General features: G+C 62.1%; 13 protein-coding genes. 3 read left to right on the top strand and 10 right to left on the bottom strand.

Going from position 1 to position 14,099, the window contains the following annotated elements; genetic code table 11:
• Positions 1–6 precede the first annotated feature (6 nt).
• The 7 genes from MRBLPB4O_RS18865 to MRBLPB4O_RS18835 all read right to left on the bottom strand — a co-directional run bounded on the left by MRBLPB4O_RS18865 (position 7) and on the right by MRBLPB4O_RS18835 (position 7,987).
• Positions 7–435: a GNAT family N-acetyltransferase gene (locus tag MRBLPB4O_RS18865; protein ID WP_016498845.1), complete on the bottom strand. Its 429-nt coding sequence runs from the start codon at positions 433–435 to the stop codon at positions 7–9.
• Positions 428–1,594, bottom strand: coding sequence for a cupin domain-containing protein (locus MRBLPB4O_RS18860; protein WP_341796247.1), 1,167 nt, complete (start codon positions 1,592–1,594; stop codon positions 428–430). Before MRBLPB4O_RS18860 ends, MRBLPB4O_RS18865 begins: the two co-directional genes overlap by 8 nt.
• 81 nt (positions 1,595–1,675) lie before the next feature.
• Positions 1,676–3,046, bottom strand: a complete 1,371-nt coding sequence (gene purB, locus MRBLPB4O_RS18855; RefSeq protein ID WP_258908181.1) for an adenylosuccinate lyase — start codon at positions 3,044–3,046, stop codon at positions 1,676–1,678.
• A 247-nt stretch (positions 3,047–3,293) separates the two neighbouring features.
• Positions 3,294–3,920: a high frequency lysogenization protein HflD gene (gene hflD / locus MRBLPB4O_RS18850; protein WP_063422621.1), complete on the bottom strand. Its 627-nt coding sequence runs from the start codon at positions 3,918–3,920 to the stop codon at positions 3,294–3,296.
• Positions 3,917–5,041 (bottom strand): tRNA 2-thiouridine(34) synthase MnmA, encoded by a 1,125-nt coding sequence (gene mnmA, locus MRBLPB4O_RS18845; RefSeq protein ID WP_341796246.1) that lies wholly within the window; start codon positions 5,039–5,041, stop codon positions 3,917–3,919. The genes hflD and mnmA overlap by 4 nt, the downstream gene beginning before the upstream one ends.
• A 57-nt stretch (positions 5,042–5,098) precedes the next feature.
• Positions 5,099–5,539: an NUDIX hydrolase gene (locus tag MRBLPB4O_RS18840; RefSeq protein ID WP_341796245.1), complete on the bottom strand. Its 441-nt coding sequence runs from the start codon at positions 5,537–5,539 to the stop codon at positions 5,099–5,101.
• 222 nt (positions 5,540–5,761) lie between these two features.
• Positions 5,762–7,987, bottom strand: coding sequence for an NADP-dependent isocitrate dehydrogenase (locus tag MRBLPB4O_RS18835; RefSeq protein ID WP_341796244.1), 2,226 nt, complete (start codon positions 7,985–7,987; stop codon positions 5,762–5,764).
• Positions 7,988–8,399: 412 nt separating this feature from the next.
• Between MRBLPB4O_RS18835 and icd the strand changes: the two genes are divergently transcribed.
• Positions 8,400–9,656: an NADP-dependent isocitrate dehydrogenase gene (gene icd / locus MRBLPB4O_RS18830; protein ID WP_341796243.1), complete on the top strand. Its 1,257-nt coding sequence runs from the start codon at positions 8,400–8,402 to the stop codon at positions 9,654–9,656.
• 70 nt (positions 9,657–9,726) lie between these two features.
• On the opposite strand, the gene cspD is transcribed toward icd, so the two are convergent.
• Positions 9,727–9,993, bottom strand: a complete 267-nt coding sequence (gene cspD / locus MRBLPB4O_RS18825; protein ID WP_016498853.1) for a cold shock domain-containing protein CspD — start codon at positions 9,991–9,993, stop codon at positions 9,727–9,729.
• A gap of 230 nt (positions 9,994–10,223) precedes the next feature.
• On the opposite strand from cspD, the gene clpS reads away from it, so the two are divergent.
• Both clpS and clpA read left to right on the top strand, forming a co-directional pair.
• Complete coding sequence (gene clpS / locus MRBLPB4O_RS18820) at positions 10,224–10,586, top strand: ATP-dependent Clp protease adapter ClpS (RefSeq protein ID WP_016488124.1); 363 nt, start codon at positions 10,224–10,226, stop codon at positions 10,584–10,586.
• Between the two features lie 30 nt (positions 10,587–10,616).
• Complete coding sequence (gene clpA, locus MRBLPB4O_RS18815; RefSeq protein ID WP_049275337.1) at positions 10,617–12,887, top strand: ATP-dependent Clp protease ATP-binding subunit ClpA; 2,271 nt, start codon at positions 10,617–10,619, stop codon at positions 12,885–12,887.
• A 145-nt stretch (positions 12,888–13,032) separates the two neighbouring features.
• On the opposite strand, the gene infA is transcribed toward clpA, so the two are convergent.
• Both infA and MRBLPB4O_RS18805 read right to left on the bottom strand, forming a co-directional pair.
• On the bottom strand, positions 13,033–13,251 hold the full coding sequence (infA, locus tag MRBLPB4O_RS18810; protein ID WP_002553999.1) for a translation initiation factor IF-1: 219 nt from the start codon (positions 13,249–13,251) through the stop codon (positions 13,033–13,035).
• 101 nt (positions 13,252–13,352) lie between these two features.
• Positions 13,353–14,060 (bottom strand): arginyltransferase, encoded by a 708-nt coding sequence (locus tag MRBLPB4O_RS18805; RefSeq protein ID WP_341796242.1) that lies wholly within the window; start codon positions 14,058–14,060, stop codon positions 13,353–13,355.
• Positions 14,061–14,099 lie beyond the last annotated feature (39 nt).

Raw genomic sequence — 14,099 nt, 5'->3', positions numbered from 1 at the left:
GATGGATCAGACGCGCGAGTCGCGCACCATGTCCACGTGCGGGATGCCGGCTTCGAGGAATTCCTCGCTGACTATGCGAAAGCCGAGGCGCTCGTAGAACGGCGTGGCGTGCACCTGGGCGCTGAGCATCTGCTGCTTCAGGTCGCGGTTTTGCGCTTCGACGATCACTGCGTTCATCAGCGCGTCACCCACTTTCAGGCCGCGCCAGTCCTTGAGCACCGAGATGCGCCCGATGGTGCCGTCCGCCAGCAGGCGCGCGGTACCAATCGGGTAGTCACCCTCCATGGCCAGGAAGTGCAGGGCGTCCTGGTCTTCCGAATCAAACTCCAGCTCTGGCGGAATGTGCTGCTCGGCGACGAACACCGCTTCACGGATACGGCGGATGTCGGCGTTGTCTTTCTGCCAGTCGGCGAGGCGAACGCTGATCTTATTCATTGGCGAATCCCAGGCTCCCTTGTTTGACCAGCTGCTGTAGAAGCATAAGGCCATCTTCGTCCTGCAGCCAGTCTGCGAGGTTGTCGATGTGCAGGGCGTCTGCCGCGCACACGAGCTTCAGCAGCTCGCGCAGTTTGCCTGGCAGCGGGCAGCTGCGGCCGCTGGCGAACAACAGCAGGTCGTCCTCGAACTCCGACCAGGCCATGCGTGCGCTTGGGTTGCGGATCAGGATGGCGCCTTGCTCGAGGGCGTCCACCAGCTCTTCCTCGCTCAGCTCTTCGCCAACGATCTGCTCAGGGTAGCGCGGCTCGGTCATGAACTGGCCGAACCAGGTCAGCAGCAGGTCCTTGTCGCCCATGTGCTTCTCGAGCAGGGCCTTGAGGCGGTCGAGGGCGTCGTGCTGGATCTGGTGGGGGTCGCTGACCGGCTGGGCGTCGGCGTCACTGTAGCGCTCTTCGTCCGGCAGGAACTGGCCGAGGAAGTCGGTGAAGTGGGTCAGCACTTCGGCGGCGCTTGGCGCGCGGAAGCCCACCGAGTAGGTCAGGCAGTCGTCCACGGCTACGCCGTAGTGAGCCAGGCGTGGTGGCAGGTAGAGCATGTCACCTGGCTCCAGGGTCCACTCTTCGCTCTGCTCGAATTCGGCAAGGATGCGCAGGTCGGCGTGCTCCAGCAGCGGGCTGTCGCTGTTGCACATCTGGCCGATCTTCCAGTTGCGCTGGCCGTGGCCTTGCAGCAGGAACACGTCGTAGTTGTCGAAGTGCGGCCCAACGCTGCCACCGGGGGCTGCGAAGCTGATCATTACATCGTCGATACGCCAGCTGGGCAGGAAGCGGAAGTTTTCCAGCAGTTCGGCCACTTCCGGGACGAACTGGTCCACCGCTTGTACCAGCAGGGTCCAGTCTTTTTCCGGCAGCTCGGCGAAGGTATCTTCGTTGAACGGGCCGCGGCGCAGCTCCCACGGGTGGGCGCCGTGCTCCAGCACGATACGCGACTCGACTTCCTCTTCCAGGGCCAGGCCAGCCAGTTCGTCGGGGTCGATCGGGCTGATGAAGTCGGGGAAGGCCTGGCGCACCAGCAGGGGCTTCTTCTGCCAGTAGTCGCGCATGAATTCGCGGGCCGAGATGCCGCCGAGCAGCTGCAGTGGAGTATCAGGATTCATGTTCAACCTATTGAAAAAACGTAATTTTCGTACGGGAATAAAAACGCCCGGCCAGGCCGGGCGTTGTACGCGACGGTCAGCTTAGATGCGTTTGGCCTGGGCTGCCGCGTTACCGATGTAGGTAGCGGGGGTCAGCTGCTTGAGCTCGGCCTTGGCTTCGGCTGGCATGTCGAGGCCGTCGATGAAGGTGAGCAGCGCGTCCGGGGTGATGCCCTTGCCACGGGTCAGCTCTTTGAGCTTCTCGTAGGGGTTTTCGATGTTGAAGCGGCGCATTACGGTCTGGATCGGCTCGGCCAGTACTTCCCAGCAGGCGTCCAGGTCGGCTGCGATGCGGGCTTCGTTGACTTCCAGCTTGCCGATGCCTTTCAGGCTGGCTTCGTAGGCAATGACGCTGTGGGCAAAGCCCACGCCCAGGTTGCGCAGCACGGTGGAGTCGGTCAGGTCGCGCTGCCAGCGCGAGATCGGCAGCTTGCTGGCCAGGTGCTGGAACAGCGCATTGGCGATACCCAGGTTGCCTTCGGAGTTTTCGAAGTCGATCGGGTTGACCTTGTGCGGCATGGTCGACGAGCCGATTTCGCCGGCAACGGTCTTCTGCTTGAAGTAGCCCAGCGAAATGTAGCCCCACACATCACGGTCGAAGTCGATCAGGATGGTGTTGAAGCGGGCGATGGCGTCGAACAGCTCGGCGATGTAGTCGTGCGGCTCGATCTGGGTGGTGTACGGGTTGAACTGCAGGCCCAGCTCGTCTTCGATGAAGGCGCGGGCGTTCTCTTCCCAGTCGATCTGCGAGTAGGCCGACAGGTGGGCGTTGTAGTTGCCCACGGCGCCGTTGATCTTGCCCAGCAGCGGTACGGCAGCAACCTGGGCGATCTGGCGCTCCAGGCGGTACACGACGTTGGCCAGCTCTTTACCCAGGGTGGTCGGCGAAGCCGGCTGGCCGTGGGTGCGCGACAGCATCGGCACGTCGGCGTGGGCGTGGGCCAGGGCGCGGATGGCGTCGGCGATCTGGCGCATCAGCGGCAGCAGCACGTCGTCACGGCCGGCGCGCAGCATCAGGGCGTGGGACAGGTTGTTGATGTCCTCGCTGGTGCAGGCGAAGTGGATGAACTCGCTGACCTTGGCCAGCTCAGGCAGCTTGGCGGCCTGCTCCTTGAGGAGGTATTCGATCGCCTTGACGTCGTGGTTGGTGGTGCGCTCGATTTCCTTGACGCGCTCGGCGTGCTCAAGTTTGAAATCGGTGGCCAGGTTGTCCAGCAGCGCGTTGGCTTCGGCGGAGAACGCCGGCACTTCGCCGATCTGCGGGTGGGCGGCCAGGCGCTGCAGCCAGCGCACTTCGACCAGGGCGCGGAAACGGATCAGGCCGAATTCGCTGAAAATGGGGCGCAAGGCCTGGGTTTTGCCGGCATAACGGCCGTCTACAGGGGAAACCGCAGTGAGCGAAGAAAGCTGCATGGGGTGTTCTCGGACAGTCAGGCTTTTGGAAGGGCGCATATCATACATGAAAATTGCGCCCAGGTCGGGTGGCTGACCAAAGGTCGGCCCTATAAAACAGGTCGCGGTCCTTATGTAGGAGCAGCCTTGTGCTGCGAATGGGCTGCGCAGCAGCCCCAGGATTCTGGCCATGGCACAGATTGTCGGGGCTGCTGCGCAGCACATTCGCAGCACAAGGCTGCTCCTACAAGGGCACGGCGTCGCTTTTTCAGGAAGGCGAACGCATCATGTCGTACAGTTCGTTCAGCAGCTTGCGTCGGCTGAACACCAGTTGCCAGCGGTGACCGCCCAGCTGGCGCCACAAGCGTGCGGCGCGGATGCCGGCCAGCAGCAGGGCGCGGATTTTCGAGGCGTTGCTGGCCTGCTGCAGGAAGCGCATGTCGCCATGCACCTGAATGCGCTGACGCAAGGTACTCAGGGTGTCCTGGTACAAGGCGCCACTGGAAGCAATGACGTTTTCATGAACCAGGCCAAAATGGTCAGCCTGGGACTGGATTTGCGGCAGGCGGTTGCCGATGGTATCGAGCAGGTCGCCGCGCTTGTTCAGCTGGCGCTCCAGGCCCAGCATCGACAGGGCGTAGCGCAGTGGCTCGCGCTGCAGGCTGTTGGGGTCGCGCTCCAGGGCGCCGATCAGCGCGCGGTAGCCGTCGCGCAGGTTCAGGTCGTCACCGCCGAACACCTCGAGGGTGTCCTTGGGGTCACGCACCAGCAGGCTGCCGAGCATGCAGCCGATGTTGGCCTCACTGGCCTGGCCGGTGCGGGCGATGCGGTCCACCAAGACGGCGGCCTGAAACACACCACCCAACGCAATCAGCTGCTCCTGCAGGTTGCTCATGTGCGCGGGCTCCACGGCTCGGCGGCTTCGATCACGCCGCCGCCCAGGCACACTTCACCGTCGTAGAACACCACCGACTGGCCTGGGGTAACGGCGCGCTGCGGCTCGTCGAACACCGCGCGGTAGCCGCTGGCCGTAAGTTCCAGGGTGCACTGCTGGTCGCTCTGGCGGTAGCGTACCTTGGCGGTGAGCTGACGCGGGCTGCTGAGGTCGATGGGGTTGACCCAGAAGATTTCCGAGGCGAGCAGGGCGCGGGAGAACAGCCAAGGGTGTTCGTTACCCTGGCCGACCACCAGCACATTGCGGGTCAGGTCCTTGTGCAGCACGTACCAGGGCTCGTCACCGGCATCCTTCAGGCCGCCGATGCCCAGGCCCTGGCGCTGGCCGATGGTGTGATACATCAGGCCATGGTGGCGGCCGATCACTTCACCGTCGGTGGTTTCGATTTCGCCCGGCTGGGCTGGCAGGTACTGTTTGAGGAAGTCGCTGAAGCGGCGCTCGCCAATGAAGCAGATGCCGGTGGAATCCTTTTTCTTGGCGGTGGCCAGGCCGTGCTTTTCGGCGATGGCGCGCACTTCCGGTTTTTCCAGCTCGCCGACCGGGAACAGGGTACGGGCGATTTCCTTGCCGCCGACCGCGTGCAGGAAGTAGCTCTGGTCCTTGTTCGGGTCCAGGCCCTTGAGCAGTTCGGTAAGCCCGTCGGTGTCGCGGCGGCGCACGTAGTGGCCGGTGGCAATCAGGTCGGCACCCAGCGACAGGGCGTAGTCGAGGAACGCCTTGAACTTGATTTCGCGGTTGCAGAGGATGTCCGGGTTGGGCGTGCGGCCGGCCTTGTATTCTTCAAGGAAGTGCTCGAACACGTTGTCCCAGTATTCGGCGGCGAAGTTGGCGGTGTGCAGCTTGATGCCGATGCGGTCGCACACGGCCTGGGCGTCGGCCAGGTCTTCACGGGCGGTGCAGTATTCGGTGCCGTCGTCTTCTTCCCAGTTCTTCATGAACAGCCCTTCCACCTGGTAGCCCTGCTCGATGAGCAGAAGGGCGGAGACGGAAGAGTCCACGCCGCCGGACATGCCGACGATGACGCGGGTCTTGGCGGGGTCTTTGAGTGCTGGGCTGGTCATGGGTACCGGTGTGTATCAAGGGAAAAACGTCGATTCTATCAAACCCGTGGCGACGCGTCAGTCGCGGAGCAGGGTAAGGCTGTGCAAGGGGCCATTGAGGTAGTCGTCGAGGCAACGTGGCACCAGCTCGCTGCGCCAGCGGGCCGGGTCGGCCAGCAGCTCGTCGCGGGTCAGCCACACGGCGCGGACGATGTCGCTGTCCAGTGCCAGGTCGGCGTGGTGGCTCACCGGGCGGGCGGCGAAGCAGATGCGCTGGTAGGTCACGCCGTTGCTGGGGGCGGTGTACAGGTAGATGCCGACCACGCCGGTGAGCTCGACTTCCCAGGCGGTTTCCTCCAGGGTTTCGCGCAGGGCGGCCTGGGGCAGGGTCTCAAAGGGTTCGAGGTGGCCGGCGGGTTGGTTGAAGACGTGCTGGTTGGCTTTGAATTCTTCGACGAAGAGGAACTTGCCTTCGTGCTCGACGATGGTGGCGACGGTGATGTGGGGTTGCCAGGTCATGAGCATTTCCTATGGTTGGCACGGGCCCTGTAGGAGCGGCCTTGTGCCGCGAAAGGGCTGCGAAGCGGCCCGAGGTAATCAGCTTCGCAGCAAAAAACGCCGGGGCCGCTTTGCGGCCCTTTCGCGGCACAAGGCCGCTCCTACAGGGGGCCGTGCAAGCTCTTTCAGAAAGCAAAAACCCCGGTGCGTGGCCGGGGTTTGTGCTGTTACTTCAAGCGAACCTTACAGGGCAGCAATGGCGCTGTTCAGGGTCTGGCTTGGGCGCATCACCTTGGCGGTCAGCTCGGCATCCGGGGCGTAGTAGCCACCGATGTCGGCTGGCTTGCCCTGAACGGCGTTGAGCTCGGCGACGATGGTCTCCTCGTTCTCGGCCAGGGTTTTTGCCAGCGGGGCGAAGCGTGCCTGCAGGGCAGCGTCGTCAGCCTGGGCAGCCAGGGCCTGGGCCCAGTACAGGGTCAGGTAGAAGTGGCTGCCGCGGTTGTCGATACCGCCAACTTTGCGCGAAGGCGACTTGTTGGTGTCGAGGAACTTGCCAGTGGCCTGGTCCAGGGTGTTGGCCAGCACTTTGGCACGCGGGTTGTCGTAGGTGTTGCCCAGGTGCTCCAGAGAAGCGGCCAGGGCCAGGAATTCACCCAGCGAGTCCCAACGCAGGAAGTTCTCTTCCACCAGCTGCTGCACGTGCTTGGGCGCCGAACCGCCGGCGCCGGTCTCGAACAGGCCACCGCCGTTCATCAGCGGCACGATCGACAGCATCTTGGCGCTGGTGCCCAGCTCCATGATCGGGAACAGGTCGGTCAGGTAGTCGCGCAGCACGTTGCCGGTCACCGAGATGGTGTCCTTGCCTTCGCGGATGCGGGCCAGGGAGAACTTGATGGCGTCGACCGGGGGCAGAACACGGATGTCCAGGCCGGTGGTGTCGTGATCCTTCAGGTACTGCTGCACCTTCTCGATCATCACGCCGTCGTGGGCGCGGGCCGGGTCCAGCCAGAACACCGCAGGGGTGTTGCTCAGGCGGGCACGGTTGACGGCCAGCTTGACCCAGTCCTGGATCGGCGCGTCTTTGGTCTGGCACATGCGGAAGATGTCACCGGCTTCGACGTTCTGCTCCAGCACAACGTTGCCCTTGCCATCGACCACGCGCACGACGCCGTCGGCCCTGATCTGGAAGGTCTTGTCGTGAGAGCCGTACTCTTCGGCTTTCTGCGCCATCAGGCCAACGTTCGGCACGCTGCCCATGGTGGTCGGGTCGAAGGCGCCGTGCTGCTTGCAGTCTTCGATGGTGGCCTGGTAGATACCGGCGTAGCAACGGTCCGGGATCACGGCCTTGGCGTCTTGCAGTTCACCGGCGGTGTTCCACATCTTGCCCGAGTCACGGATCATGGCCGGCATCGAGGCGTCGACGATGACGTCGCTCGGCACGTGCAGGTTGGTGATGCCTTTGTCGGAGTTGACCATGGCCAGGGCCGGGCGCTGGGCGTACAGGGCCTGGATGTCAGCTTCGATCTCGGCCTGCTTGTCGGCTGGCAGGTCCTTGATGCGGGCGTACAGGTCGCCGATACCGTTGTTGGCGTTGAAGCCTACTTCGGCCAGGGCTGCGGCGTGCTTGGCCAGCACGTCGTTGTAGAACTCTTCGACGATGACGCCGAACATGATCGGGTCGGAAACCTTCATCATGGTGGCTTTCAGGTGTACCGACAGCAGCACGCCGGCGGCCTTGGCATCGGCGATCTGCTCGGCGATGAAGGCTTTCAGGGCCTTGCGGCTCATGGTGGCGCAGTCGATGATTTCGGCGGCCTTGACGGCGGTCTTTTCTTTCAGGACGGTGGTGGTGCCGTCTTTGCCGACCAGCTCGATGCGCAGGCTGTCGTCAGCTTCGATCAGTGCGGCCTTCTCGCTGCCGTAGAAGTCGCCCTGGGTCATGTGGGCAACGTGCGACTTGGAGTCGGCGGCCCAGGCGCCCATCTTGTGCGGGTGCTTGCGGGCGTAGTTCTTGACCGACAGCGGCGCGCGGCGGTCGGAGTTGCCTTCGCGCAGCACCGGGTTCACGGCGGAGCCCTTGATGCGGTCGTAGCGGGCACGGGACTCTTTTTCGTCCGCGGTGGCCGGCTCGTCGGCGTAGTCAGGGATGTTGAAGCCCTTGCCTTGCAGTTCCTTGATCGCGGCCTTGAGCTGCGGTACCGAGGCGCTGATGTTCGGCAGCTTGATGATGTTGGCTTCAGGGGTGGTAGCCAGCTGGCCCAGTTCCGCCAGGTGATCGCCTACTTGCTTCTCTGCGCCCAGTTGCTCCGGGAAGGCGGCAAGGATACGGCCGGCCAGGGAGATGTCGCGAGTTTCGACGGCGATGTCAGCCGAAGCGGTGAAGGCTTCGACGATCGGCAGCAGCGAGTAGGTGGCGAGGGCGGGGGCTTCGTCGGTGAAGGTATAGATGATCTTGGAACGGGTGGGCATGCGGGTTAACTCTCTGTGTGCTGAGCGTGCTCGAGTCTCGTGGTGCGCAGGGTAGGCGCATCGCCCTGGCAGCGCCATGAGCGGAAAGTCGAGAGGCTGCGAGCGGTGATGGTGGATGCATCAGTCGAGCGTCAATGCTGAGCTGCGGTAACAACCCAGGCTTTTCGGCCATTCATGGCCAAGGGCGGTCCGCATTTTCCTGGGATTCGCCCCGATGACCCTACGGTCGCGGCGGAGTATACCAAACCATTCGGGCTAATCAGCAAGGCCAAGTGATATCGGCCCATTTATAAGACCAAAGACGTAGCTGCAATGTGGCGGGTTGTCGCACGCCTTGCAGGTCGGCAGATGTGGTTTAGGCTCAGTGGATCGCACGATGTCCAATCACACCCGACAGCGGAGTAGTGCAAGCATGGGATACCAGAAAATCAAGGTTCCGACCGACGGCACCAAGATCACCGTCAATGCAGACCATTCGCTCAACGTTCCTGACAACCCCATCATTCCTTATATCGAAGGCGACGGGATTGGCGTCGATGTCTCGCCGGTAATGATCAAAGTGGTGGATGCGGCCGTTCAGAAGGCTTACGGCGGCAAGCGCAAGATCGCCTGGATGGAGGTATATGCTGGCGAAAAAGCCACCCAGGTATACGACCAGGACACCTGGTTGCCGCAGGAAACCCTCGATGCCGTGCGGGACTACGTGGTGTCGATCAAGGGCCCGTTGACCACCCCGGTGGGGGGTGGCATCCGTTCGCTCAACGTAGCCCTGCGCCAGCAACTGGACCTGTATGTGTGCCTGCGCCCGGTGCTGTGGTTCCAGGGGGTGCCGAGCCCGGTGAAAAAGCCCGGCGATGTCGACATGGTGATCTTCCGCGAGAACTCCGAGGACATTTATGCCGGTATCGAGTGGAAGGCCGGTTCGCCTGAGGCGAACAAGGTGATCAAGTTCCTCAAGGAGGAAATGGGCGTCACCAAGATCCGCTTCGACCAGGACTGCGGCATCGGCGTCAAGCCGGTATCGCGCGAGGGCACCAAGCGCCTGGTGCGCAAGGCCCTGCAGTACGTGGTGGACAACGACCGCGAGTCGCTGACCCTGGTGCACAAGGGCAACATCATGAAGTTCACCGAGGGTGCCTTCAAGGACTGGGGATACGAAGTGGCCCGTGACGAGTTTGGTGCCGAACTGCTCGATGGCGGCCCGTGGATGAAGTTCAAGAACCCGAAAAGCGGCCGTGAAGTCATCGTCAAGGACGCCATCGCTGACGCCATGCTGCAACAGATTTTGCTGCGCCCGGCCGAGTATGACGTGATCGCCACCCTCAACCTCAACGGCGACTACCTGTCCGATGCGCTGGCGGCGGAAGTGGGGGGTATCGGCATTGCGCCGGGCGCCAACCTGTCCGACACCGTGGCCATGTTCGAGGCTACCCACGGCACCGCGCCCAAGTATGCCGGGCAGGACAAGGTAAACCCGGGCTCGGTGATCCTCTCGGCAGAGATGATGCTGCGGCACATGGGCTGGACCGAGGCGGCCGACCTGATCATCAAGGGCACCAACGGCGCCATTGCGGCCAAGACCGTGACCTACGACTTCGAGCGCCTGATGGACGGCGCCACGCTGGTGAGCAGTTCAGGCTTTGGCGACGCCATGATCAAGCATATGTAAGGCAATATAAAACCGGCCGCTCCTGTAAAGAAGCGGCCGGTTGTTTCGTATACCGGCACAGCGCAGGCAGTCAGGCTTTGGCAGTTTCGCTCTGCGGCTCGCCCAGGGTTCTGTCGGGCTCTGCCGCGGCCACCGCAGCGTCCTTGATTTCGACGGCGTGCAAACCTTTGGGGCCCTGTACGATGTCGAATACTACGGATTGGCCTGCCTTGAGGGTTTTGTATCCGTCCATCCGGATGGCCGAATAATGGGCGAACAGGTCATCGGATTTACCTTCCTCATTGATGAATCCATAGCCCTTGGCATTGTTGAACCACTTGACTTTACCGCTTGCCATCCCTATGTCCCTCTGCAAAGGACTCCATCACTGGAGTATCATCCACTTCATCCGCATACGAACCTTGCGAAAAATCTGGTTGACTGCGCGGATCTTTATCGACCACGGTGGGTTCTTATTGGTTGTAACACCGTTTTGCCGATAGTCAAGGTCGCCCGGCGCCTGCGCCGGCCGTGGCCTATGCCGTCAACCCACAACCTTAACCTGACGCTCATGATGAAATTCTTTCCATGCATGCACCTAGTGAGATTCGACTAACATTCAATCAGGATCGCCCGCAAACGAATGAGGACGACGGCTCGGGTCTTGCAGTCCAGGAAGCCAAGCCGATCCTGCAGGCGCCACCGATGTACAAGGTGGTTTTGTTCAACGATGACTACACGCCAATGGATTTCGTCGTCGAAGTGCTCGAGACGTTCTTCAGTCTGAACCGCGAGCTGGCGACCAAGATCATGCTGACCGTCCATACAGAAGGGCGGGCAGTGTGCGGATTGTTTACCCGTGACATCGCCGAAACAAAGGCTATGCAGGTCAACCAATACGCCAGGGAAAGCCAGCATCCGCTACTCTGTGAAATCGAGAAGGACGGTTAATCGCCGACCACTTGGGTATGAGGTGAAGCTATGTTAAACCGCGAGCTCGAAGTCACCCTCAATCTGGCCTTCAAGGAGGCCCGTTCGAAACGTCATGAGTTCATGACCGTCGAACATCTGCTGCTGGCACTCCTTGACAATGAGGCTGCCGCGACCGTTCTGCGCGCCTGTGGCGCCAATCTCGACAAGCTCAAGCACGACCTGCAAGAGTTCATCGATTCCACCACGCCGTTGATTCCTGTCAACGATGAAGACCGTGAAACCCAGCCGACCCTGGGTTTCCAGCGCGTACTGCAGCGTGCCGTGTTCCACGTACAGAGCTCTGGCAAGCGCGAAGTGACCGGCGCCAACGTGCTGGTGGCGATCTTCAGCGAACAGGAAAGCCAGGCCGTGTTCCTGCTCAAGCAGCAGAGCGTAGCCCGCATCGACGTGGTCAACTACATCGCCCATGGCATCTCCAAGGTGCCGGGGCATGGCTCGCAGTCTGATAGCGACCAGGAAATGCAGGACGATGAGGGCGGTGAAACCTCCTCTTCGAGCAACCCGCTGGACGCCTATGCCAGCAACTTGAACGAGCTGGCCCGTGCCGGCCGTATCGACCCGCTGGTAGGCCGCGAGCAGGAAGTTGAGCGCGTGGCGCAAATCCTTGCCCGTCGGCGCAAGAACAACCCGCTGCTGGTGGGTGAGGCTGGCGTGGGCAAGACGGCCATCGCCGAAGGCCTGGCCAAGCGCATTGTCGATGGCCAGGTGCCCGACCTGCTGGCGCAGAGTGTCGTGTACTCCCTCGACCTTGGCGCGCTGCTGGCGGGTACCAAGTACCGCGGCGACTTCGAGAAGCGCTTCAAGGCGCTGCTCGGTGAGCTGCGCAAACGCCCGCAGGCGATCCTGTTCATCGACGAAATCCACACCATCATCGGTGCGGGTGCGGCGTCAGGCGGGGTGATGGATGCCTCCAACCTGCTCAAGCCGTTGCTGTCGTCTGGTGAGATCCGTTGCATTGGCTCGACCACCTTCCAGGAGTTCCGCGGCATCTTCGAGAAGGATCGTGCCCTGGCACGGCGCTTCCAGAAGGTGGATGTCAGCGAACCGTCGGTCGAAGACACCGTGGGCATTCTGCGCGGCCTGAAGGGGCGCTTCGAAAGCCACCACAATATCGAGTACAGCGACGAAGCCCTGCGCGCCGCCGCCGAACTGGCCTCGCGTTACATCAATGACCGGCACATGCCGGACAAGGCCATCGACGTGATCGACGAAGCCGGTGCCTATCAGCGCCTGCAACCGGAGGCCAACCGCGTCAAGCGTATCGATGTGCCGCAGGTCGAAGACATCGTCGCCAAGATCGCGCGAATTCCGCCGAAACATGTCAGCAGTTCCGACAAGGAGTTGCTGCGTAACCTCGAGCGTGACCTGAAACTGACCGTGTTCGGTCAGGATCAGGCCATCGATTCGCTGTCTACCGCCATCAAACTGTCCCGCGCTGGCCTCAAGTCGCCAGACAAGCCTGTCGGTTCGTTCCTGTTCGCTGGCCCTACCGGCGTCGGCAAGACGGAAGCGGCGCGGCAGCTGGCCAAGGCGCTGGGCGTGGAGCTGGTGCGTTTCGACATGTCCGAGTACATGGAGCGCCACACCGTGTCGCGCCTGATCGGTGCGCCTCCTGGTTACGTTGGCTTTGACCAGGGTGGTTTGCTGACCGAGGCGATCACCAAGCAACCGCACTGCGTATTGCTGCTCGATGAAATCGAGAAGGCCCACCCGGAAGTCTTCAACTTGCTGCTGCAGGTGATGGACCACGGGACCCTGACCGACAACAACGGGCGCAAGGCCGACTTCCGTAACGTGATCCTGATCATGACCACCAACGCTGGCGCGGAAACCGCGGCACGGGCCTCGATCGGCTTCACCCATCAGGACCATGCTTCCGATGCTATGGAAGTGATCCGCAAGAGCTTCACGCCAGAGTTCCGCAACCGCCTGGACACCATCATCCAGTTCGGCCGCCTGAGCCACGAAACGATCAAAAGCATCGTCGACAAGTTCCTTATCGAACTGCAGGCGCAGCTGGAAGACAAGCGTGTGCTGCTGGAAGTCAGCGATGAGGCGCGCGGCTGGCTGGCGGCGTCGGGCTACGACGTGCAGATGGGTGCGCGGCCGATGGCGCGGTTGATCCAGGACAAGATCAAGCGGCCGCTGGCCGAGGAGATCCTGTTTGGTGAACTGGCCGAGCATGGCGGTGTGGTGCACATCGACCTGCGCGATGACGAACTGGTGTTCGACTTCGAGACCACGGCTGAGGTGGCGTGATATTGGGGCCGCTTTGCGGCCCATTCGCAGCACAAGGCCTTTGTAGGAGCAGCCTTGCGCTGCGAATGGGCTGCAAAGCAGCCCCTTGCAATCTGACAGGCACAAAAAAGCCCGGCACATGGCCGGGCTTTTTCATGGCTGGAGCTTAGCGCGCACGGTAAGTGATGCGGCCCTTGCTCAGGTCGTACGGCGTCAGCTCGACGCGGACCTTGTCGCCAGTGAGAATACGGATGTAGTTTTTGCGCATCTTTCCGGAGATGTGCGCGGTTACGACGTGCCCGTTTTCCAACTCCACGCGGAACATGGTGTTGGGCAGGGTGTCGACGACAGTACCTTCCATTTCGAAGCTGTCTTCTTTCGACATGCAGTTGAGCCCTCGGATCCAGTGTTAGCCCGACGCATATCCGCACCGGGCAAAAAAGTGGCGCCGATTATGCCGGAAATCTGCGTGTCAAGCCAATGCTTTCAGTTGAGGGTGACCCAGCGCTGGTTTATCAGCAACTCGATGGGCCGATACTGCGTCTTGTAGTTCATTTTCTTGCAGTTCTTGATCCAGTAGCCCAGGTAAACCGCCTCCAGGCCCTGGCGCACGGCCTCGGTGATCTGCCAGAGGATGGCGAAGCGGCCAAGGCTGCGTCGCTCCTCGTCCGGCTCGTAGAAGGTGTACACCGCCGACAGGCCATTGGGCAGCAGGTCGCACACTGCCACCGCCAGCAACCGGCCTTCCAGGCGGAACTCGTAGAACCAGCAGAACGGCAGGTCGCGCACCAGAAAGGTAGAAAACTGGTCGCGGCTGGGCGGGTACATGTCACCGTCGGCGTGGCGCGTTTCGATATAGCGCCGGTACAACTCGAAGTACTCCTCCTTGAACGTCGGGCGCGCGGCGCTCACGGTCAGGTCGGCGTTGCGCTTGAGAATGCGCCGTTGCTGGCGGTTGGGAATGAAGCGCGCCGCCGGGATGCGCGCCGGCACACAGGCGTTGCAGTTCTGGCAGTGGGGGCGGTACAGGTGGTCGCCACTGCGCCGAAAGCCCATTTCCGACAGGTCCGCGTACACGTTCACGTCCATCGGCTGGCTGGGGTCGAGGAACAGTGTGGTCGCCTGCTCGTCAGGCAGGTAGCTGCAGGAGTGGGGCTGAGTGGCATAAAACTTCAACCGCGCCAACTCTGTCATGATCAACCCCTTCGGTGAGACTTTGTTTTAAGTGTAAGC

It is taken from the genome of Pseudomonas sp. LPB4.O (assembly GCF_038383825.1).
Taxonomy (GTDB): domain Bacteria; phylum Pseudomonadota; class Gammaproteobacteria; order Pseudomonadales; family Pseudomonadaceae; genus Aquipseudomonas; species Aquipseudomonas putida.
This window is presented reverse-complemented; position numbering and strand designations above follow the sequence as displayed.

Coding starts and splice junctions, on each gene's coding strand:
- MRBLPB4O_RS18805 (WP_341796242.1), bottom strand. CDS start 14,060: ATGACAGAGTTGGCGCGGTTGAAGTTTTATGCCACTCAGCCCCACTCC.
- MRBLPB4O_RS18835 (WP_341796244.1), bottom strand. CDS start 7,987: ATGCCCACCCGTTCCAAGATCATCTATACCTTCACCGACGAAGCCCCC.
- MRBLPB4O_RS18865 (WP_016498845.1), bottom strand. CDS start 435: ATGAATAAGATCAGCGTTCGCCTCGCCGACTGGCAGAAAGACAACGCC.
- icd (WP_341796243.1), top strand. CDS start 8,400: ATGGGATACCAGAAAATCAAGGTTCCGACCGACGGCACCAAGATCACC.
- infA (WP_002553999.1), bottom strand. CDS start 13,251: ATGTCGAAAGAAGACAGCTTCGAAATGGAAGGTACTGTCGTCGACACC.
- hflD (WP_063422621.1), bottom strand. CDS start 3,920: ATGAGCAACCTGCAGGAGCAGCTGATTGCGTTGGGTGGTGTGTTTCAG.
- MRBLPB4O_RS18840 (WP_341796245.1), bottom strand. CDS start 5,539: ATGACCTGGCAACCCCACATCACCGTCGCCACCATCGTCGAGCACGAA.
- clpS (WP_016488124.1), top strand. CDS start 10,224: ATGCATGCACCTAGTGAGATTCGACTAACATTCAATCAGGATCGCCCG.
- mnmA (WP_341796246.1), bottom strand. CDS start 5,041: ATGACCAGCCCAGCACTCAAAGACCCCGCCAAGACCCGCGTCATCGTC.
- purB (WP_258908181.1), bottom strand. CDS start 3,046: ATGCAGCTTTCTTCGCTCACTGCGGTTTCCCCTGTAGACGGCCGTTAT.
- clpA (WP_049275337.1), top strand. CDS start 10,617: ATGTTAAACCGCGAGCTCGAAGTCACCCTCAATCTGGCCTTCAAGGAG.
- MRBLPB4O_RS18860 (WP_341796247.1), bottom strand. CDS start 1,594: ATGAATCCTGATACTCCACTGCAGCTGCTCGGCGGCATCTCGGCCCGC.
- cspD (WP_016498853.1), bottom strand. CDS start 9,993: ATGGCAAGCGGTAAAGTCAAGTGGTTCAACAATGCCAAGGGCTATGGA.